Below are 18489 nucleotides of genomic sequence, written 5' to 3'. Positions count from 1 at the left end.
GGAAGTAAGATACCCGACAGCACAACGACCAAGGACCCCGCCGCCATGCAGCCCACCACGCCCGCCCCATCGCCCATCGCGCACGACGACAACGACGACCTTGTCCCGGCCTGGCTCGGCCCCGTGCGCATCGGTATCGGCCTGGCCCAGGGCCTGCTGCTCTATGTCCTGTACACGGCGGCGCAAGACAAGTTCTGGCCGGCAACCGCACCGCTGCTGTTCGGCCCGCTGGTCATGCTCGGCCTGCTGCTGCCGGTGATCCTGATCAGCGGCCTGGGCCAGCTGGAGCGGCGCCAGCTGCTGGCGTGGGCGGCATGCGCGGCTGGCGTGATCGCGCTGCTGGCCGTGTACGACATCTGGCGCCGCCTCGGCGTGCACGACTGGCAAAGCGGCAGGCCATCCGGCGTGCTGACCTTCTGCCTGGCGGCCGGTTTCTTCATCGCCCATGCGCTGGTGCTGGCGGGCAGCCGCGAACGGCGCCGCGTCGCGTCCTACACCAGCTATTTCGAGGCCGCCTGGAAGCTCAACCTGCAGATCCTGTTCTGCCTGCTGTTCGTGGGCGCCACCTGGCTGGTGCTGCAACTGGGCGCGGCGCTGTTCGACCTGGTGAAACTCGACTTCCTGAGCAAGACCCTGGGCAAGGCCTGGTTCTTCATCCCCGTCACCGCCTTCGCGTTCTCGGTGGCGATGCACCTGACCGACGTCAAGCCGGCCATCGTGCGCGGCATCCGCAACCTCCTGCACGTGCTGCTGTCCTGGATCCTGCCGGTGCTCACCCTGCTGGTGGGCGGCTTCCTGGCCAGCCTGCCGTTCACCGGCCTCGATCCGCTGTGGGCCACCCGCAGCGCCGCCGGCATGCTGCTCAGTGCGGCCGCCGCCTTCGTGGTGCTGATCAATGCCGCCTACCAGGATGGCGCCACCCCGCCGGCGCGCGCGATCGCCGTCTCGGCCCGCATCGCCAGCCTGCTGCTGGTGCCGCTGACCCTTCTCGCCGCCTATGCGCTGGCGTTGCGCGTGGGAGACCACGGCTGGTCGGCCGACCGCGTCATCGCGGCCGCCTGCCTGCTGGTGGCGGCCTGCTATGCCGGCGGCTATGCGGCCGCGGCGCTGCGCCGCGGCTGGCTGCGCACCCTGGCCGGCGTCAACATCGCCGCCGCCTTCGTGGTGCTGGCGGTGCTGGTGCTGCTGCTGTCGCCCATCGGCGACCCGGGCCGCATCGCAGTGAACAGCCAGATGGCGCGCCTGGCCGCCGGCCAGCTCACGCTGCCGCAACTCGACGTCGCCTACCTGTACCACCATGGCGCGCGCTACGGCCGGGCCGCCATTGCGCAGCTGGAAAAGAGCGCCAGCGGCGACGACGCCGGCTGGCTGAAGGTGGAACTGGCGCGCCTGCACCAGCCGAACGAATTCGAAGCCGGGACCGGGGTCGCGGACCTGGCCGCCAACCTGCGGGTATGGCCGGCCGGAACAGCCCTGCCCGCCGGCTTCGTCGGCCATGACTGGAAACAGGTCAAGGAACAATTCCGCCTGCCCCTGTGCCTGCGCCAGCAGGGGGCCATCTGCGACGCCTTCGTGATCGACCTCGGCGGCGATGCGCGGCCCGAAGTCGTGCTGGTCGGCGCGATCAACCACGGCACCGCGGTGCTGCGCCAGGGCCAAGGCAATGCCTGGGAGTTTGCCGGCACCGTCCCGCCGGGCCTGACGAATTGCGCACCGCTGCTCGATGCCATGCGTGCAGGCAAGATGCGCGCGATTCCGCCCGCCGTCGCCGACCTCGAAGTGGCCGGCCGCCGGATCGCGATCGAGCCCGGCTACATGCGGTTCGAATGCGAGCCCACGCCCGAGGGAGACGCGGCACGTTGAAGAAAATTGCTATGCTTGGGTGCGTCGACATTTGATGGGAGCTGGCGCACACCATGGCATTGCACATCGTCCACTTCATCGGCCCGATCAACCATAATTCCGCCTGCACGGTACGCAACTGCTGCCTGGAAGCGCTGCAAAAGGGCGCGACCGAGATCGCCCTGCACATCTCGACCGAGGGCGGCAATATGACGGCCGGCTTCGCCCTCTACTTCTTCCTGAAGTCGCTGCCGATCCCGCTCACCACCCACAATATCGGCAGCGTCGAATCGGTCGGCGTGGTGATCTTTTTGGCGGGCCAGAAGCGCTATGCCTGCCCGGGAACGCGCTTCCTGATCCACCCGCTGCACTGGGGCTTCGGCAACCTGGTGGCGGCCGATCATGCGCGCGTGTCGGAATGGCGCGAGTGCCTGGATTTCGATGCCGATCGCTATGCCAGCATCTTCCGCGAAACCACCCGAGAAGCTGGCCATGAAACCGACATCCGGCAACACCTGACCGGACAGGCGCGCATCTATACCGCCGAGGAAGCTGTCGGCGCCGGCATCGTCCATGAAGCGATCCAGGCCAGGCTGCCGACGGCCGGGCCGACTTGTCACTGGTGGAACTAATTTAGACAATGAAATGTGTCAGTACAACCACAGCTGTTGCTGATTTCACGTCAAATATCACCAAATGTCATAAATCTGTTGCTGAGTAAATTGCCCGCTGGATAGAATCCAACTCATCAATACGGCGCTCCTGCCTGCTGCCCTGGACAGCGCCCCTCTTCCCAAGCAGCTCACGTAACACTGGTCGTACACCTCGAATGAACAAGAAGATCCTCGCCAGCCTGCTGGCGTTCCCCCTGCTCGCCCCTGCGGTGCAGGCGCAAGACAATGCCGTCAAGATCAGCGGCTTCGGCACCGCCGCCCTGACCCGCTCCGACGACGCGCGCGCCGAGTTCGCGCGCCCGAACCAGGCCAACGGCAGCGCCCGCAAGGTACGCACCGGCATCGACTCCAACCTCGGCCTGCAAGCCGACTACACCGTCAACAACTGGTTGTCGCTGACCGCCCAGGGCCTGGTGCGCCAGGACGCCGAAGAGCACTATGGCGCCGAACTGAGCTGGGCCTTCGCCCGCTTCCGCATTTCGGACGACGTCAATGTGCGCGTCGGCCGCATCGGCCTGCCGGTGTTCATGATCTCGGACTACCGCAATGTCGGCTACGCCAACACCATGCTGCGTCCGCCGGCCGAAGTGTATTCGCAAGTGCCGTTCAACAGCGCCGACGGCGCCGACATCACCTGGCGCCACGACCTGGGCAATACCAGCCTGACCGCGCAACTGGCGATCGGCACCAACAAGACCCCGTTGGCCGGCGACCTGCACGTGCGCGGCAAGGACCTGGTGGCGCTCAACGTGGCGGCCGAGAACGGTCCGTTCACGCTGCGCATTGGCCACGCCCGCAGCAAGCTGACGATCGACGATTCGGCCTCGCTCAACACGCTGGTGGGTGGGCTGCGCGCGGCCGGCGCCGGCTACCGCCTGCCCGAACTGAACGCGCTGGCCGGCCGTATCGAAGCGAAGGACAGCAAGGGCACCTTCAGCTCGATCGGCCTGGGCGTCGACTGGAACAACTTCGTGCTGCAGACCGAGTTCGCCAAGCGCAAGACCGACACCTATATCAACGACACCAGTTCCTGGTACCTGATGGGCGGCTACCGCATCGGCAAGTTCCTGCCCTATTACACGCGGTCTGAACTCAGGATCGACGACAGTATCGAGAACACCGTGCCCGCGGCCTGCCCGGCCGGCTACCCGGCCGCCTGCACCCCGACCCTGATGCAACTCGGTAACGGCGTGCGCCGCCTGCCGACCACCGGCGTCGGCCAGGGCGAGCAGACCACCGATACCATCGGCGTGCGCTGGGACTTCTATCGCTCGATGGCGCTGAAAGTGCAGATCGACCGCATCAAGCCGACCGGCAACGGCCTGTTCATCCATGCCGAGCCGGGCTTCAACGGCCCGGTGACCGTGGGCGCCGTCGCCCTCGACGTCGTGTTCTGAAGGAGCGGCCATGAACAAGTTCATGCTGGCCGCCTGCGCGGCCGCGAGTCTCATGTCCCTGCCGGCCTTGGCCGAGGTGGTGGTGGTAGTCAATCCGAAAGCCGCCGAGAGCACGCTGGGCAAGGAGCAGGTCGCCCAGTTCTTCCTCGGCCGCTCGACGGCCATGACGCCGATCGACCAGCCGGACGGCACGCCCCTGCGCGCCGAGTTCTACAAGAAGGTGACCGACAAGGACGCCTCGCAGGTCAAGGCGCTGTGGTCGAAGCTGGTGTTTACCGGCAAGGCCACGATGCCGAAGGAAGTCGCCGACAGCGCCGCCGTCAAGGCCGCCGTCGCCGCCAATCCAAAGGCTATCGGCTACATCGACAAGAGCGCGGTCGATGCGACCGTCAAGGTCGTGTACAGCGCCCAGTAAGCCCCCCCGACCGCCGTCGGCCCCATGCCGCGCGGCGGTTCACGCATTTTCCGGAGACACCATGAGCATCAAGCGCAGGATCTGGGCACTGCCCGTCATTTCCGCCATCATCTTCGGCCTCGGGGCCGGCGCCAGCGTGGTCATCGCGAACGGCGCGCTGGCGTCGATCACGACCACCGGGGCGGTCGACTATCCGCTGATGGATGTCTCCAAGACGCTGTCGCTCGAGATCGCCGCCGTGACCGATGGCCTGACCGATGCCGTGACCGAAGGCGACAAGGCGCGCCTCGACCAGTTGAACGCGCAGGCCGACAAGGTGCGCGCCAGCATGGACCGTCTGGGACAGATCGCCGGCCAGCAGGAAACCGGCGTCCGCCTGAAGAAGGCGTTCGACGCCTATTATGCCCCGGCCCTGTCGTCGGCCCGCATCATGCTCGAGATGGAGCAAGGCGACCCGCAATCGACGGTCGGCCGGATGCAGGCCGCCCTGGCGGCCCTGAACGCCGACCTGGCCAAGACGACCGACGCCGCCCAGCGCCAGTTCGCGGCCGGCATCGCCGCCAGCCAGGACAGCGTGCGCAAGTCGCTGGTCGTCATGATCGCCAGCGCCGTGCTCGTGATCGCGGCGCTGGCGCTGGTGTCGTGGTTCGTGGTGCGCACCATCTGGCAGCAGCTGGGCGGCGAGCCGGCCTATGCGCGCGAGATCGCGCAGGCGGTGGCCGCCGGCGACCTGGCAATGGAGATCCGCGTCGATGCCAACGACCAGGGCAGCCTGCTGGCCGCGCTCGACGAGATGCGCGCGCGCCTGGCGACGCTGGTGGCCGGCATCAAGGACTCGGCCACCACCATCGCCAGCGCCAGCACCGAGATCGCCAGCGGCAACGCCGACCTGGCGCAGCGCACCGAATCGCAGGCCGCCAACCTGGACCGCACCACGCGCGCGATGGAAGCGCTGACCGGCGCGGTGCGCGAGAACGCCGCCAACGCCGGCCAGGCCAACGCCCTGGTGGCCAGCGCCACCAGCATCGCCACCCGCGGCGGCGAAGTGGTGGGCGGCGTGGTGGCCACGATGGGCGACATCGACGCCGCGTCGAAGAAGATCGTCGAGATCATCGCGACCATCGACGGCATTGCCTTCCAGACCAATATCCTGGCGCTTAACGCGGCGGTCGAAGCGGCGCGCGCCGGCGAGCAGGGCCGCGGCTTCGCAGTGGTCGCGTCCGAGGTGCGCACGCTGGCCCAGCGCTCGGCGGCGGCTGCGAAGGAGATCAAGGAATTGATCGGCGACTCGGTGGCCAAGGTCGGCGCCGGCACGGCGCTGGTGGGCGAAGCCGGCGCGACCATGGAGCAGATCGTGGAGGCGGTGCGCAAGGTGCAGGCGATCATGCGCGAGATCGGCGAGGCCGGCACGCGCCAGCACGCGGGCATCGAAGACATCGGCCGTGCGCTCGGCGGCATCGACGAGATGACGCAGCAGAACGCCGCGTTGGTGGAAGAAGCATCGGCCGCGGCCGAATCGCTGACCGACCAGACCGGGCAGTTGACAGAGGCATTGGCGGTGTTCAGGCTGCAGGTTTCCGAACCGACCACGACCGTGAAATCCTTGCCAAGATTGTTTCATCAAGCTTAACGCGGTCCACTCGAAGCAACGCAATACCTGCCCATCCATTCCGGGCGATCCTGCCCGGAATGCCAATTCGTCCACGTGGTACGGACGCATCTCGCACGCACCAAATCCTTTACAAATTTAGTGCCTGTAGGCATGATCCCTTGGGTCCGCCGGCATGCCCGGCGCCCTTGTCGTTACTCCTGAGGTTCCTACACGACGCTTATGGCAGCAGTCCTTCCCAACACGACCACCGGCACCCCGTTGTCGGGCCTCGCGCGCGCGCTGGTCCAGGCCAATCGCCTGGGTGCCGCGCAGGCGGACATGTTGCAAAAGAAAGCTGTCCAGGAAAAGACCGCCTTCATCGACGTCGTGCTCGCCAGCGGCGTGATCGAACCGCGCGCGCTGGCCGCGTTCTGCGCCGAGACCTTCGGCTATCCGCTGTTCGACCTGTCCGCTTTCGCACCGGAATCGCTGCCCCCCAGCGCCATTGACGGCAAGCTGATGCAGGCCCAGCGCGTGATCGCGCTGGCCAAGCGCGGCAACAAGCTGTCGGTGGCGCTGTCCGACCCGACCAATAACCAGGCCCTCGACCAGATCAAGTTCCAGAGCGAAGCCACGGTCGAGCCGGTGATCGTGCCGCACGACGCCCTGCTGGCGCTGCTTGCCGCGATCGCCAAGGGCGCCGAGCAGGACTTGAACGACCTGGTCGGCGACGACGCCGACATCGAGTTCGCCGACGAAGACCAGCCGGCGACGGCGGCGGTCGACACCGCCAACGACGTCGAGGACGCGCCGATCGTGCGCTTCCTGAACAAGATCCTGATGGACGCGGTGCAGATGGGCGCATCCGACATCCACTTCGAGCCGTTCGAAAAGTTCTACCGCATCCGCCTGCGCGTGGACGGCGTGCTGCGCGACCACGCCACGCCGCCGCTGTCGATCCGCGAAAAGCTGGTCTCGCGCATCAAGGTGCTGGCGCGGCTGGACATCGCCGAAAAGCGGGTGCCGCAGGATGGCCGCATGCGCCTGATCCTGTCCGCCACGCGCACCATCGATTTCCGCGTCAGCACCCTGCCGACGCTGTTCGGCGAAAAGACCGTCATGCGTATCCTGGACGCGACCCAGGCCCAGATGGGCATCGACGCGCTCGGCTACGACCCGGACCAGAAGGCGCTGCTGCTGGATGCGATCGCCCGCCCTTATGGCATGGTGCTGGTGACCGGCCCGACCGGTTCCGGCAAGACGGTGTCGCTGTACAGCTGCCTGAACCTGCTGAACAAGCCCGGCATTAATATCTCGACCGCGGAAGACCCGGCCGAGATCAACCTGCCGGGCGTGAACCAGGTCAACGTCAACGAAAAGGCCGGCCTGACCTTCCCGGTGGCGCTGAAATCCTTCCTGCGCCAGGATCCCGACATCATCATGGTCGGCGAGATCCGCGACCTGGAAACGGCCGACATCGCGATCAAGGCCGCGCAAACCGGCCACATGGTGTTCTCGACCCTGCACACCAACGATGCGCCGTCGACGCTGACGCGCCTGATGAACATGGGCGTGGCGCCGTTCAACATCGCCTCGTCGGTGATCCTGATCACTGCCCAGCGCCTGGCGCGCCGCCTGTGCAGCTGCAAGCAGCCGCTCGAGATCAGCCACGAGGCCCTGCTGGCCGCCGGCTACCGCGAAGGCGACCTGGACGGCGACTGGAAGCCCTATGGCCCGGTCGGCTGCGACCGCTGCCTGGGCTCGGGCTACAAGGGCCGCGTGGGCATCTACCAGATCATGCCGATCTCGCCTGCGATCGAGGCGCTGATCCTGGCCAGCGGCAACGCGATGCAGATCGCGGCCCAGGCCGAGAAGGAAGGCGTGAACTCGCTGCGCCGCTCGGGCCTGATGAAAGTGAAGCAGGGACTGACCAGCCTTGAAGAAGTGCTTGGCTGCACCAACGAATAAGCACGGCAAACAGGACAACGAAGAATGGCAACTGCCCCTCAACCCAAGAGCCGCGGCGCACAGGTCAAGGAAAACGTGTACGCCTGGGAAGGCAAGGACAAGACCGGCCGCGTCGTGCGCGGTGAAGTGCGCGCCGGCGGCGAAGCGATCGTCAACGTGACCCTGCGCCGCCAGGGCATCATGGTCACCAAGGTCAAGAAGAAGGTCTACCGCAGCGGCCGCAAGATCACGGACAAGGACCTGACCATGTTCACGCGCCAGCTCGCGACCATGATGAAGGCCGGCGTGCCCCTGCTGCAATCGTTCGACATCGTCGGCAAGGGCCACGGCAATCCGGCGATGGCCAAGCTGATCCAGGACCTGCGCAACGACGTCGAGACCGGCACCAGCCTGAACCGCGCCTTCCGCAAGTTCCCGCTGTACTTCGATCCGCTGTTCTGCAACCTGGTCGGCGCGGGCGAACAGGCCGGCATCCTGGAAGACCTGCTCACACGCCTGGCGATCTACAAGGAGAAGACGCTGGCGCTCAAGGGCAAGATCAAGTCGGCCCTGACCTATCCGATCGCCATTCTTGCAGTGGCCCTGATCGTCACTGCCGTCATCATGATCTGGGTGGTGCCGGCCTTCAAGCAGGTGTTCGCCAGCTTCGGCGCCGATTTGCCGGCCCCGACCGTGGTGGTGATGGCGATCTCGGACTTCGTCGTGGAGTGGTGGTATGTGATCTTCGGTTCGCTGTTCGCCGGGCTCTACCTGTTCTTCCAGGCCTGGCGCCGCTCGCTCAAGATGCAGCAGGTGATGGACCGCCTGCTGCTGCGCCTGCCGATCTTCGGCAGCGTGATCCGCAAGGCGACTATCGCGCGCTGGACGCGCACCCTGTCGACCATGTTCGCGGCCGGCGTGCCGCTGGTCGAAGCGCTCGACTCGGTCGGCGGCGCCTCGGGCAATGCGGTCTACCTGGAAGCGACGCGCAAGATCCAGAATGAAGTGAGCACGGGTACCAGCCTGACCGCGTCGATGCAGAATGCGGACGTGTTTCCTAATCTCGTGATCCAGATGGTGCAGATCGGCGAAGAGTCGGGCTCGCTCGACGCCATGCTGGGCAAGGTGGCGGATTTCTTCGAGGATGAGGTCGATGAGGCGGTGGCGGCGTTGTCGTCGCTGATGGAGCCGCTGATCATGGTTATTCTCGGGGTGCTGATCGGTGGGCTGGTGGTGGCGATGTATTTGCCGATTTTCAAGCTGGGTTCGGTGGTGTAATAGGGCTGCGACGCCTGGTTCCGCGACGCCGCGGAGCCAGGCGTCGCGGAACCAGGCGCTGTATTTATGCCGCCGTCAGCGCCACCCGAGCGCTGGCGCCACGTGCTCGAGCACCGCGGACAAAACGTGCACGTTATAGTCCACGCCAAGCTGATTCGGCACGGTCAACAACAGCGTATCCGCTTCGGCAATGGCTTCGTCCCGGCGCAGCTCTTCGATCAGCCGGTCCGGCTCGGCGGCATACGACCGCCCGAACACGGCGCGCATATTGTCGATGACGCCCACCTGGTCGTTACTGTCGCCGCGGCCGAAATACGCACGGTCCATATCATTGACGAGCGCAAAGATCGAGCGCGACACGCTGACCCGTGGCGTGCGGGCATGCCCTGCCTCTTTCCAGGCGGCGCGGTAGGCGCGGATCTGTTTCGCTTGCTGGATATGGAAGGGCTCGCCGCTTTCGTCGGCCTTGAGGGTCGAACTCTGCAGGTTCATGCCTTGCCGGGCCGCCCAGACGGCGGTCGCGTCCGACGCCGAGCCCCACCAGATGCGCTCGCGCAGCCCTGGGGCGTGCGGCTCCAGGCGCAGCAATCCAGGCGGATTGGGAAACATCGGCCGCGGGCTCGGCTGGGCGAAGCCCTCGCCCTTGAGCAGGTCGAAGAACACTTCGCCATGGCGGCGCCCCATCTCGGCGTCGCTCTCGCCATCGGCCGGCGCGTAGCCGAAATGGCGCCATCCTTCGATTACCTGTTCCGGCGAGCCGCGGCTGATGCCCAGTTGCAGGCGCCCGCCGCTGATGATGTCTGCGGCGCCCGCATCCTCGACCATGTAGAACGGGTTTTCATAGCGCATGTCGATGACGCCGGTGCCGATTTCGATGCGCTCGGTCTTTGCCGCCACCGCGGCAAGCAGCGGGAATGGCGACGCCAGTTGCCGGGCGAAGTGATGGACGCGGAAATACGCACCATCCACGCCCAGCTCCTCGGCCGCCACGGCCAGGTCGATCGATTGCAGCAGCACGTCGGACGCCGAGCGCGTCGCCGACCCTGGGGTATCGGACCAGTGTCCGAAAGAGAGAAATCCGATTTTCTTCATATGTCACACCGATCGAAGTCTGGGAACAGGAACACGGTAATCGTACAGGCTTTCGTCCGGCCCCGTCAGCCGGCGCTCAGGCGAACTCGAGCACCTGCGCCAGCGGACGCCGGGGCTTGCGCGGCCAGTTCTCGGACGTGGCATGGCCGACCGCCAGCAACAGGACCGGCACCTCGTTGGCGCCAAGCCTGAATTCTTGTGCAATCGCCGGCGCATCGAAGCCGATCATCGGCGCCGAGCCGAGGCCGGCCGCCTGCGCCGCATAGATCAGCGTGCTGGCGCCGAAGGTCGCGCTGCGGACCGCCTCGTCCCGCTGCTGCTGCGGCTTGTCGTCATACAGGCTCTTGGCGGCGCCCTCCCACCCCGGCACCATCTCGGCCGGCATGATGCCTGCTTCGACCACCGGCGCCAGCCGGTCCGGAATCGTGCGGTAGTCAGCGAGTTGGCCGACGACGATGAAGGTGACGCCGGCATCGGTGATCTTCGCCTGGTCCCAGCCAAGCTTGCGCAGGCGGGCCTTGGCCTCCGGCGTGCGCACGGCGATGAAGCGCCAGTTCTGCAGGTTGAACGAGGTCGGCGCCGTCGTTGCCAGGGCGATCAGGTCCTCGATCTGCCGGTCGGCGACGGTGCGGGTAGCGTCGAACAGATTGGTCGTGCTGCGTTGTTCGATGAGATGGGTGGATGAAATGGTCATGGGTGTCCTTTCGATGGGTGGGTATCAGGCGATGCTGTCGACCACGCCGCCATCGACCCGCAGCGCGGCGCCAGTGGTAGCGGAGGCTTGTTCGGATGCGGCATACACGATCATGTTCGCCACTTCGTCGACGGTCGCCGGGCGGCGGATGATCGACGAGGCGCGGTGCGTGGCGACGAACTGTTGGGCGGCTGCCTCGACGCTTTCTCCGGCCCGGTCGGCGCCGGGCCGCAGCAGATCGATGACGCCTTCGGACATCGTCGGCCCGGGCAGGATCGCATTGACCGTCACCCCGGTGCCGGCCAGGCGCTTGGCCAGGCCGCGCGAGACGGCGAGTTGCGCGGTCTTGGTGAAGCCGTAATGGATCATGTCGGACGGGATGTTGATGGCCGACTCGGAGGAAATGAACAGGATGCGGCCCCATTCGCGCGCCACCATCCCCGGGGCATACCTGCGCGCCAGGCGGCCCCCGGACATCACATTGGTCTGGAAGAACGTCTCCCAAACGCTGTCGGGCGTGTCGAAGAAATCCTGTGGCGCATACACGCCCAGGTTGTTGACGACGACGTCGAAGTGCGGATGCTCGGCATGCAGCCGGTCGACGCTCGCCTCGAACGACATGTCGCCCGTAAAACCGTGGGTTTTGCCGGGCAGGTCCTGCAGCCGGGCCAGGGCCGAGGCCACGCTGCTTTCGCTGCGTCCGTTGATGACGACGTCCGCGCCGGCCGCCAGGAAAGCCCGCGCGGCGGCGAAACCGATGCCGCTGGTGGAACCGGTGACCAGGATTTTTCGATTCGTGAAGCTGATGTTCATGGTTGTCTTTCGAAATGTGAATTGCCCGCTTTGGCGTCGGCGTCGTCGCCGGCCGTTGCCGTGCCCGCGCTGCGATAATGAGCCCTGATTTTATTGAGCATGTCTCCCGCCGATAATCCGGTGGACGTGCAAATCAGTTTTTGAGAAAGTCGAAAAATGGACCAGCTCGATTCCCTGCGCCTGTTCATCGAAGTCGCCGACAAGGGCAGCTTTTCCGCGGTGGCCCGCAACCGTGCGATCGCGACGTCCACCGTGACCCTGGCGATCAATCATCTCGAGCAGGTGCTCGACGTGCGCCTGCTGGCGCGCTCGACCCGGAAGATCACGTTCACGCACGAGGGCGAACGCCTGCTGGCCGATGCCCGGCGCCTGGTGGCCGAATGGGACGCGACCAGGCTTGGGCTGAGGCAGGATGGCGAGCTGTCGGGACTGATCCGGGTCACTGCGACCAACGACTTCGGCCGCACCCAGCTACGCCCGCTGCTCGACGCATTCCAGCTGCGCCATCCGAAGGTCCAGACCAGCCTGCTATTGAGCGACAATGTGGTCAACCTCATCGACGAGGGGATCGACCTGGCGTTGCGCTACGGTCCCCTGCCCGACTCCGGCCTGCAGGCGCGACTGCTGGTGTCCGGCCATCGCCTGGTCTGTGCCGCCCCTGAATACTGGGACCGCCACGGCCGCCCCGCACATCCGGACGAGCTGGCGCATCACAACTGCCTGGTACTGGCCAGGCGCGGCGCGCCGCTCTCCGCCTGGACCTTCCGCGAGGACGACAGGAATTTCACCGTCAAGGTAAAGGGCGACCGCCAGATCAGCGACGGGGCGGTCTTGCGCGAGTGGTCGAGCGCGGGGATCGGCGTCATCTGGAAGAATCGCCAGGACATCCGTCGCGAACTCGAACAGGGAACGCTGGAAAGCGTGCTGGATCGCTACTCGGCCGGCCCGGTCGACCTGTTCGCGGTGTACGCGGCCAGTCCGCCGAATCGCCGGGCCACGGCCCTGGTGGACTTTTTGGCCCAGGCGCTGGCTGCGTGAACAGGATCGCTCAGCGCAAGGCCATGCGGATGCCGCGCGCGGCCCACAGCGCGGTGGCCCGCAACAGCACCTGCGCCGTCGTCCAGGGCCGCTGCCGGTCCAGCCCGCGCCGCCCCATGCGCTGAGGCAAAAAGAACCGCCCGAACGTCGACAGCCCTTTGCCGCGCATGATCCAGAAACATCCGCCGGCATAGGTCGTATCGAAACCATCCTCGGCCCGCAGCAGGTAGAGCGCGGTCCCCGAACACATGGCCACGTCGGCCTGGGCCTCGCGCGCCAGCAGGCGCAGGCCGCGCAGGTAGGACAGCTCGATGGTCTGGCGCAGGTCGGGTAGCGTCAGCACCAGTGGCCGCAGCAGGCGCAGGCGCTCGAGCAGCCGCGGCAAGCCATGCAGGCGCGCGCCCGCCTTTTCGCGGTATTTCAGGAACGCCTCCTTCAACTCGGCCACCGTGGCCTGGGCCGGACGCGGCAGCGGCTCGGGCCGGTCGCGCCAGCAGCGCATCCAGTGCGCCAGCGCGTGCTCGTGCTGGGCCGCCAGGCTGGCCGGGCTGTCGAACTCGAGGTCGACGCGGGCGCCCGGCGCCAGGTAACGGATGAGGCCGCGATACGCTTCCAGCCGCGGCGCCTCCAGCACGCCCAGCGGCGTACGGCGGCCGTGGTTGAGCCAGGCATTGTCGACGCGGCTGAAGCGGACGAAGGAGGCCAGCGGCACGATCAGGCGCGGCCTGAAGGTCTCGGCCTGCAGCGCCAGGCGCTCGATGCCCTGCTCGGCCGCCGCCTCGCGCCGGGCGAAGTTGTCCGGGTTGCCGCACCAGGCCATGTCGGCAAAGCCCGTCAACAGCAGGTCGACGCGCAGGTTCGCCTGGCGCAGGCGCTCGGCGGCGGCGCGGCAGGCGGCGCGGGTGGCGAGCGCGCGTTCGCCCAGGTGCAGGATCGAGCGCCGGCCGCAACGCACCAGGCAATACGAGTCGCCCTCGCCGTTGGCATAGGCCGTCAGGCGCAGGTCGCGCGCCAGTGTGCGCGCCTGCCCGGCGGCGCACTCGACCACGGTGAAGCGGTTGCGCCGCAATTCGTCGGGCAGGCGCCAGTCGCGGCCCTGGCGATAGAGAAAAGTGGCGATGCCGAGGAACTCGGCGCGAAAACGGCGCAGGAAGGGTGTGGACAGACAGTCGGGCTGGGCGCGCGAACACCAGATGAACACCGGCAAGCCGCTCGCATTGAGCTCGGCGATCAGGCTGGCGCTGCTGGTGGAACGGTCGAGCAGGCTCCAGGCATCGTTCAGCGCCGTGCCGTCCAGCCAGGGGTCGGCCAGCAGCAGCGCATGGTCGGTGCGTAGCAGGAAGCTGGCGTGGTTCAGGAAGGTGAAGGTCGGGCTCGGCATGGCGGCGGCATGGCAAAGGATCGGCTTCAGCCTAGCCCCTCGCTGCGCGCCATCCATGAGGCAGCGCAATCGTGCTGCGCTGCCTCCCTGGGTTGTTACACCGGAATTGCCTCGAGCAAGAGCGCCTGTTCAAACCCGATCTTGAGCTTGTTACTGGCGGCAGTTACTTCGCCCAGGTCGCGGTCTTCCACGTAATCGCGCACCCGATAACGTCCATTTCCCAATCCGCGCAACTCGACCTGGCCCGACCACGCTTTCGCGTAGAAGGCGTAATACAGCCTGCCTTCCTTTTCGACAGCATGGGTTTCCGGCTTGTCGAAGCCGATGTCGTACAGTTCCCCGCGATACTGGCCCTTGGGCAGCATCTTGTCCTTGTAGATGCCGATCCACTTGCGCCACTTCGCTTCCTTGACCGCCGTTAGCAGGTAGCTGTCCTTCGGCTTGGGGTCTTCCGGCCAGGTAAACTTGGTCGAGACCACCGCGCCGATGCCGACTGTGGAGGCGAAGTCGTCGCCGCCGTCGCTCAGTTCCACGTGGTCGCCCGCATACGGCGCTGTCGGTCCCATCAGGGCTTTCAGGGTCTTGCCCTTGTGCCTTACCTGCCACGACGACAGCGGGTCGGACGACGGCGCCTGGTTCGTATACGGCAGCGTGTGGAAGGCATACGAGGTGCCGCAGGGGCAGAACTCCACCACCGCCTTCGGATTGATCTCGCGCGCCGTGTCGTACACCATCTTCCAGAAATCCTGCAGCTTCTCGAACGATTCTTCCGGGCGCGCATGCTTGTGCGCCGGATTGTGGCAGGGCGCCACGCCGTTCAGGTGCTGGCCGTCGAGCTTCAGGCCCTCGTAGCCCCACTCGCCGATGATCTTGCGCACCAGCGCGCGGGTCTGCTCGATCACCGGTTCGTAGGCCGGGCACAGGTACAGGGCGTTCCACCAGGTGATGAATTGCGGCGCGCCGTCCGCGTCCAGCAGCAGCTGGTCCGTTTGCTGGTGCAGCAGGTCGGTGCCGGGATCGGCCGCCAGCGGCGCCAGCCACAGGCGCGCCTTGAGGCCGGCGCCATGGATGTCGTCCACCAGCTTCTTCATGTCCTCGTCGCCGCGCGCGAACTTCCTGCGGTCGATCTTCCAGTCGCCTTCGTTGGTCTGCCAGCCATCGTCCAGCACCGCCCACTCCAGGCCCAGCTCCTTCGCCTTGGCCAGGGTACCGGTCATCAGCGGCACCGTGAAATCGCGCTCGTAGCCCCAGGCGCACCAGATCGGCTCGTACGATTCCTCGCCGGCCTGCGGCGCCGCCAGGCCGCGCTCGGCCATCAGGAGGCGGTAGCGGTCCAGGGCCGCGTAGTAGTCGCCCGTGTGGACGGTGACGAAGGTGTCCAGCGTCGCCAGCTCTTCGCCCGGCTGCAGCACCACTGCCTGATCGAATTCGATCGCCAGCGCGGCGCCGGCTTTTACTTGCCGCACCGGCAGCGCCACCAGGCGCGGCACGGTGTCGAGATGGCCGACCGCCAGTCCGTGCTCGGGCTGCCAGACGTCGGCCACCGGGGTGCCGCCGCCGTAGTCGGACGCGTTCATGCCCATGAAGTTGCGCTGCTCGAAGCCATCCTTGAGCGGCTGCACCCAGTCGCGCCGGTCGGCATGCGAGGCGCCGGAGAAGGTCCAGAAGCCGCGGCCTGGCGCGCGCCGCGCCGGCAGCAGCGTGTAGCCGCTGTTCGACCAGGCCTCGACCGGCAGCGCCGTCGCGCCCCTGTTACGGTAGCTCACGCGCAGCAGGGCCAGGCCCGGATGGCGTTCATAGAAGGTGACCATCACGGTCTTCTCGACGCCCTCCTTCGACACGCCCGTCAGGCGATGGCGCGCGCCCGCGCCGTGCGGGCCGTCGACCCGGTCGACCGCCTGTTCGCCGAGTGCGAAGCCCTCGATCCAGCGTCCGCCCGTCACGCGCAGCCGTTCGCTGGCGTGGAAGCCCGTGACCGCGGTCGCGGCGCCGCCCTTGCGCGCCAGCAGGCGGCTCTTCATCTGGCCATCGAATTCGAGCCCCAGGACGGCGTCGCCGATGCGCGCCACGTTTTTTCCCTGGGGTGCGGCCGCAGCCACGCCGGCGCCGGCGCCCATGCCGGTCGCCACGGCCGATCCGGCCAGCCACTGCAACAGGGTGCGGCGACGCTCGCTATGCACTTCGGTCATCTTGTCTCCTAGCTTGGTATATGCAACACAGCCGGCGCGGGCCGGCCGAGCCGCCCTACACCAGCACCACTTGCGCGCCGCGCGAGCGCAGCGCTTCGACCATCTCCGCCGGCACGCCGGCATCGGTGATGATCTGGTCGATCTGTTCGATCGTCGCGATCATGGACAGGCTGCGCCGGCCCATCTTCGACGAGTCGCCCACCGCCACCACGCGGCGCGCGATGCCCAGCATGCGCGAGTTCAGGCGCGCTTCGAGCAGGTGCGGCGTCATCACGCCGATCTCCGGGTCCAGGCCGTCGAAGCCCAGGAACAGGATGTCGGCATGCAGGCCTTCCAGCGCCTGCTCGGCCTGCGGCCCGCCCAGCGAGTACGAAGCGGGGCGCAGCACGCCCCCCAGCATGATCAGCGTCACGTGCGGCGCGCCGGCCAGCAGCACCGCGATGTTCAGCGCATTGGTGATCACGTTCACCGACTGCAGCTTCAGGCCGCGGATCTGCTTGGCGATTTCGGCGGTCGTCGTGCCCGAATCGAGCACGATGGTCTGCCCTTCGCCGATCAGCTTCACCGCTTCTTCCGCGATGCGGATCTTCTCCGCCCGGTGCAGCGACTGCTTGACGCCGATAGGCAGGTCCTCGTCGGCGCGCTGGGCCAGGGCCCCGCCGCGGGTGCGCACCACCGCCCCGATCTCGGCCAGCACGTTCAGGTCGGCGCGCACCGTCACCAGCGAGATGCCGAACATCTCGGACAGCTCGGCCACCGTCACCCGGCCGCGCTCGGCCACCATCTCGCGAATCTTGCGACGCCGTTCCGCCACCAGCAGGTCCTGTTCAGGCACCACGCTTTCGTTATCGATCGAAACTTTCGTTTCTGTTTTTTTTGCTTGCTTCATTCCTGATCCTTCTGCGCCGTCTTGCTACCGCAGTTCCGTATGGATGCGCTTGTTTTATAGCTCTATCAACGGTTTGATGATACAGGATGGAAACACTAGAAACGAAAGTTCACACTATTTTTTACGGCCTTTCTGACTTACGTATGACATGGGCATGGTCAGGCCTTCCAGGCGCCCTGGAACACCCGCTCCGCATTCAGGCGAAACAGCTTGTCGGCCACCGCCTTCGGCAGCGCCAGGCCGCGCACGGTTCCGTCCAGGTCGGGCGTGGTGAGCTCGTCGCCGGTATTGAAGTAGCGCCAGTCGCGCCGCCACACGCCGTCCAGGTCGGCCACGAAGGCGGCCTGGCTTTGTCCGCTCGACTGCGCCAGGTCAGAGCCATACATCAGGCGGTCCTGGTAGGCGATGAAGAACTGCCGCACCTTTTCGCGGTCACGCTGCGACTGGTGCTGGATCTGGCCGATGCGGGCCGCGATGTCCACGTTGGCCATCGGATTACGGTCCAGGAAGCGCGCCAGTTCGTCCACGCTCCACTCCAGCGACGCCATGTGCACGCCGACGAAGCGCAGGCGTGGATGAAAGGCCAGCAAGCGGTCGCGCGCGCCCATCTGGTCCGCGTAGCTCGGCATCGCCGGCTGCAGGTACATATGGTATTGCGGGTGGTTCCTGAAGTATTCGCGGTCGTTCTTGACCGTCATCTTGTCGAGCGGCAGCCAGCAGTTGTGCGGCTCGCCCTGGTGGCCCACCAGCAGCACGTCGCGCTCCTCGAAGGCGTCGAACAGCGGCTTGATGCGGGCGTCGTCGACCATCACCAGCCGGCCCTGGGCATCGCGCACCGACATGCCGATGTTCTTCCACACCTTGACGCCCACCGCGCCATCCTGCAGCGCGGCGTCCAGGCGGTGCAGGGTCGCGGGAATCCAGGCTGGCTGCTGCAGGTTGTCGGCGCTGAAGCTGGCGATCCAGCCGACCGTGGCCGGGTGTGCATGATGCAGCTGGCTGGCCACGCGCTGCTGCTGGTCGAGCGCCGGGAAATCGGGATAGTCGACATTGATCGTCAGCGCGCGGAAGTTGGCCTTGCGCGCCAGTTCAAGGAAGGGCTCCTGCTCCAGGCCGTGCAGGTGCAGGTGGGCGTCGATCTTGGGCACGCTCTCGTAGTCGGCCATCGTGTAGCTGTCGCCGGCCAGGGCCGCGAGCGGCGCGGCCAGGGCGGCAAGGAAGACGGTGCGAAGAAGTCGGAGGCGCATGG

At 66.7% G+C, this 18489-nt stretch carries 15 protein-coding genes; 8 read left to right on the top strand and 7 right to left on the bottom strand.

Going from position 1 to position 18489, the window contains the following annotated elements:
- Positions 1 to 45 precede the first annotated feature (45 nt).
- The 7 genes from Q9246_RS05005 (at position 46) to Q9246_RS04975 (ending at position 9144) form a co-directional block, all read left to right on the top strand.
- Entirely contained in the window at positions 46 to 1863 is a 1818-nt protein-coding gene (locus Q9246_RS05005; RefSeq protein ID WP_306395910.1) for a DUF4153 domain-containing protein, read from the top strand.
- A gap of 53 nt (positions 1864 to 1916) precedes the next feature.
- Positions 1917 to 2474, top strand: a complete 558-nt coding sequence (locus tag Q9246_RS05000; protein WP_306395907.1) for a ClpP family protease — start codon at positions 1917 to 1919, stop codon at positions 2472 to 2474.
- Between the two features lie 197 nt (positions 2475 to 2671).
- On the top strand, positions 2672 to 3913 hold the full coding sequence (locus Q9246_RS04995) for a porin (protein ID WP_306395905.1): 1242 nt from the start codon (positions 2672 to 2674) through the stop codon (positions 3911 to 3913).
- 10 nt (positions 3914 to 3923) lie between these two features.
- Complete coding sequence (locus tag Q9246_RS04990) at positions 3924 to 4328, top strand: hypothetical protein (protein ID WP_306395904.1); 405 nt, start codon at positions 3924 to 3926, stop codon at positions 4326 to 4328.
- A 61-nt stretch (positions 4329 to 4389) separates the two neighbouring features.
- On the top strand, positions 4390 to 5958 hold the full coding sequence (locus tag Q9246_RS04985) for a methyl-accepting chemotaxis protein (protein WP_306395902.1): 1569 nt from the start codon (positions 4390 to 4392) through the stop codon (positions 5956 to 5958).
- Positions 5959 to 6159: 201 nt separating this feature from the next.
- Positions 6160 to 7887, top strand: coding sequence for a type IV-A pilus assembly ATPase PilB (pilB, locus tag Q9246_RS04980; protein WP_306395900.1), 1728 nt, complete (start codon positions 6160 to 6162; stop codon positions 7885 to 7887).
- A 24-nt stretch (positions 7888 to 7911) separates the two neighbouring features.
- Positions 7912 to 9144, top strand: a complete 1233-nt coding sequence (locus Q9246_RS04975) for a type II secretion system F family protein (RefSeq protein ID WP_306395898.1) — start codon at positions 7912 to 7914, stop codon at positions 9142 to 9144.
- A 75-nt stretch (positions 9145 to 9219) separates the two neighbouring features.
- Here the strand turns inward: Q9246_RS04975 and Q9246_RS04970 are convergent, their stop codons facing one another.
- The 3 genes from Q9246_RS04970 to Q9246_RS04960 all read right to left on the bottom strand — a co-directional run bounded on the left by Q9246_RS04970 (position 9220) and on the right by Q9246_RS04960 (position 11743).
- The gene (locus Q9246_RS04970) at positions 9220 to 10236 is read right to left on the bottom strand and encodes an LLM class flavin-dependent oxidoreductase (protein WP_306395896.1); all 1017 of its coding nucleotides are present in this window, start codon (positions 10234 to 10236) and stop codon (positions 9220 to 9222) included.
- Positions 10237 to 10312: 76 nt separating this feature from the next.
- On the bottom strand, positions 10313 to 10930 hold the full coding sequence (locus Q9246_RS04965) for a nitroreductase family protein (RefSeq protein WP_306395895.1): 618 nt from the start codon (positions 10928 to 10930) through the stop codon (positions 10313 to 10315).
- Positions 10931 to 10954: 24 nt separating this feature from the next.
- Positions 10955 to 11743, bottom strand: a complete 789-nt coding sequence (locus Q9246_RS04960) for an SDR family NAD(P)-dependent oxidoreductase (protein WP_306395894.1) — start codon at positions 11741 to 11743, stop codon at positions 10955 to 10957.
- 156 nt (positions 11744 to 11899) lie between these two features.
- Between Q9246_RS04960 and Q9246_RS04955 the strand changes: the two genes are divergently transcribed.
- Complete coding sequence (locus Q9246_RS04955) at positions 11900 to 12781, top strand: LysR family transcriptional regulator (RefSeq protein WP_306395892.1); 882 nt, start codon at positions 11900 to 11902, stop codon at positions 12779 to 12781.
- Positions 12782 to 12791: 10 nt separating this feature from the next.
- Here the strand turns inward: Q9246_RS04955 and Q9246_RS04950 are convergent, their stop codons facing one another.
- From Q9246_RS04950 to Q9246_RS04935, 4 genes are all read right to left on the bottom strand, one after another.
- The gene (locus tag Q9246_RS04950; RefSeq protein ID WP_306395890.1) at positions 12792 to 14162 is read right to left on the bottom strand and encodes a hypothetical protein; all 1371 of its coding nucleotides are present in this window, start codon (positions 14160 to 14162) and stop codon (positions 12792 to 12794) included.
- Positions 14163 to 14257: 95 nt separating this feature from the next.
- Entirely contained in the window at positions 14258 to 16351 is a 2094-nt protein-coding gene (locus tag Q9246_RS04945) for a glycoside hydrolase family 36 protein (RefSeq protein ID WP_306395889.1), read from the bottom strand.
- 55 nt (positions 16352 to 16406) lie between these two features.
- Complete coding sequence (locus Q9246_RS04940) at positions 16407 to 17240, bottom strand: DeoR/GlpR family DNA-binding transcription regulator (RefSeq protein ID WP_306395888.1); 834 nt, start codon at positions 17238 to 17240, stop codon at positions 16407 to 16409.
- Between the two features lie 158 nt (positions 17241 to 17398).
- Positions 17399 to 18487: an amidohydrolase family protein gene (locus Q9246_RS04935; protein ID WP_306395887.1), complete on the bottom strand. Its 1089-nt coding sequence runs from the start codon at positions 18485 to 18487 to the stop codon at positions 17399 to 17401.
- Between the last annotated feature and the right edge of the window lie 2 nt (positions 18488 to 18489).

The sequence above is a fragment of the Telluria beijingensis genome, from assembly GCF_030770395.1.
Lineage (GTDB): Bacteria > Pseudomonadota > Gammaproteobacteria > Burkholderiales > Burkholderiaceae_D > Telluria > Telluria beijingensis.
Note: the sequence above shows the minus strand (reverse complement) of the source record. Positions and strands in the feature narration are given on the sequence as shown.

Bases quoted from the DNA above. Each gene is read 5' to 3' on its own strand.
- Q9246_RS05005 (WP_306395910.1), top strand. From the start codon at position 46: ATGCAGCCCACCACGCCCGCCCCATCGCCCATCGCGCACGACGACAAC.
- Q9246_RS05000 (WP_306395907.1), top strand. From the start codon at position 1,917: ATGGCATTGCACATCGTCCACTTCATCGGCCCGATCAACCATAATTCC.
- Q9246_RS04995 (WP_306395905.1), top strand. From the start codon at position 2,672: ATGAACAAGAAGATCCTCGCCAGCCTGCTGGCGTTCCCCCTGCTCGCC.
- Q9246_RS04990 (WP_306395904.1), top strand. From the start codon at position 3,924: ATGAACAAGTTCATGCTGGCCGCCTGCGCGGCCGCGAGTCTCATGTCC.
- Q9246_RS04985 (WP_306395902.1), top strand. From the start codon at position 4,390: ATGAGCATCAAGCGCAGGATCTGGGCACTGCCCGTCATTTCCGCCATC.
- pilB (WP_306395900.1), top strand. From the start codon at position 6,160: ATGGCAGCAGTCCTTCCCAACACGACCACCGGCACCCCGTTGTCGGGC.
- Q9246_RS04975 (WP_306395898.1), top strand. From the start codon at position 7,912: ATGGCAACTGCCCCTCAACCCAAGAGCCGCGGCGCACAGGTCAAGGAA.
- Q9246_RS04970 (WP_306395896.1), bottom strand. From the start codon at position 10,236: ATGAAGAAAATCGGATTTCTCTCTTTCGGACACTGGTCCGATACCCCA.
- Q9246_RS04965 (WP_306395895.1), bottom strand. From the start codon at position 10,930: ATGACCATTTCATCCACCCATCTCATCGAACAACGCAGCACGACCAAT.
- Q9246_RS04960 (WP_306395894.1), bottom strand. From the start codon at position 11,743: ATGAACATCAGCTTCACGAATCGAAAAATCCTGGTCACCGGTTCCACC.
- Q9246_RS04955 (WP_306395892.1), top strand. From the start codon at position 11,900: ATGGACCAGCTCGATTCCCTGCGCCTGTTCATCGAAGTCGCCGACAAG.
- Q9246_RS04950 (WP_306395890.1), bottom strand. From the start codon at position 14,162: ATGCCGAGCCCGACCTTCACCTTCCTGAACCACGCCAGCTTCCTGCTA.
- Q9246_RS04945 (WP_306395889.1), bottom strand. From the start codon at position 16,351: ATGACCGAAGTGCATAGCGAGCGTCGCCGCACCCTGTTGCAGTGGCTG.
- Q9246_RS04940 (WP_306395888.1), bottom strand. From the start codon at position 17,240: ATGAAGCAAGCAAAAAAAACAGAAACGAAAGTTTCGATCGATAACGAA.
- Q9246_RS04935 (WP_306395887.1), bottom strand. From the start codon at position 18,487: ATGCGCCTCCGACTTCTTCGCACCGTCTTCCTTGCCGCCCTGGCCGCG.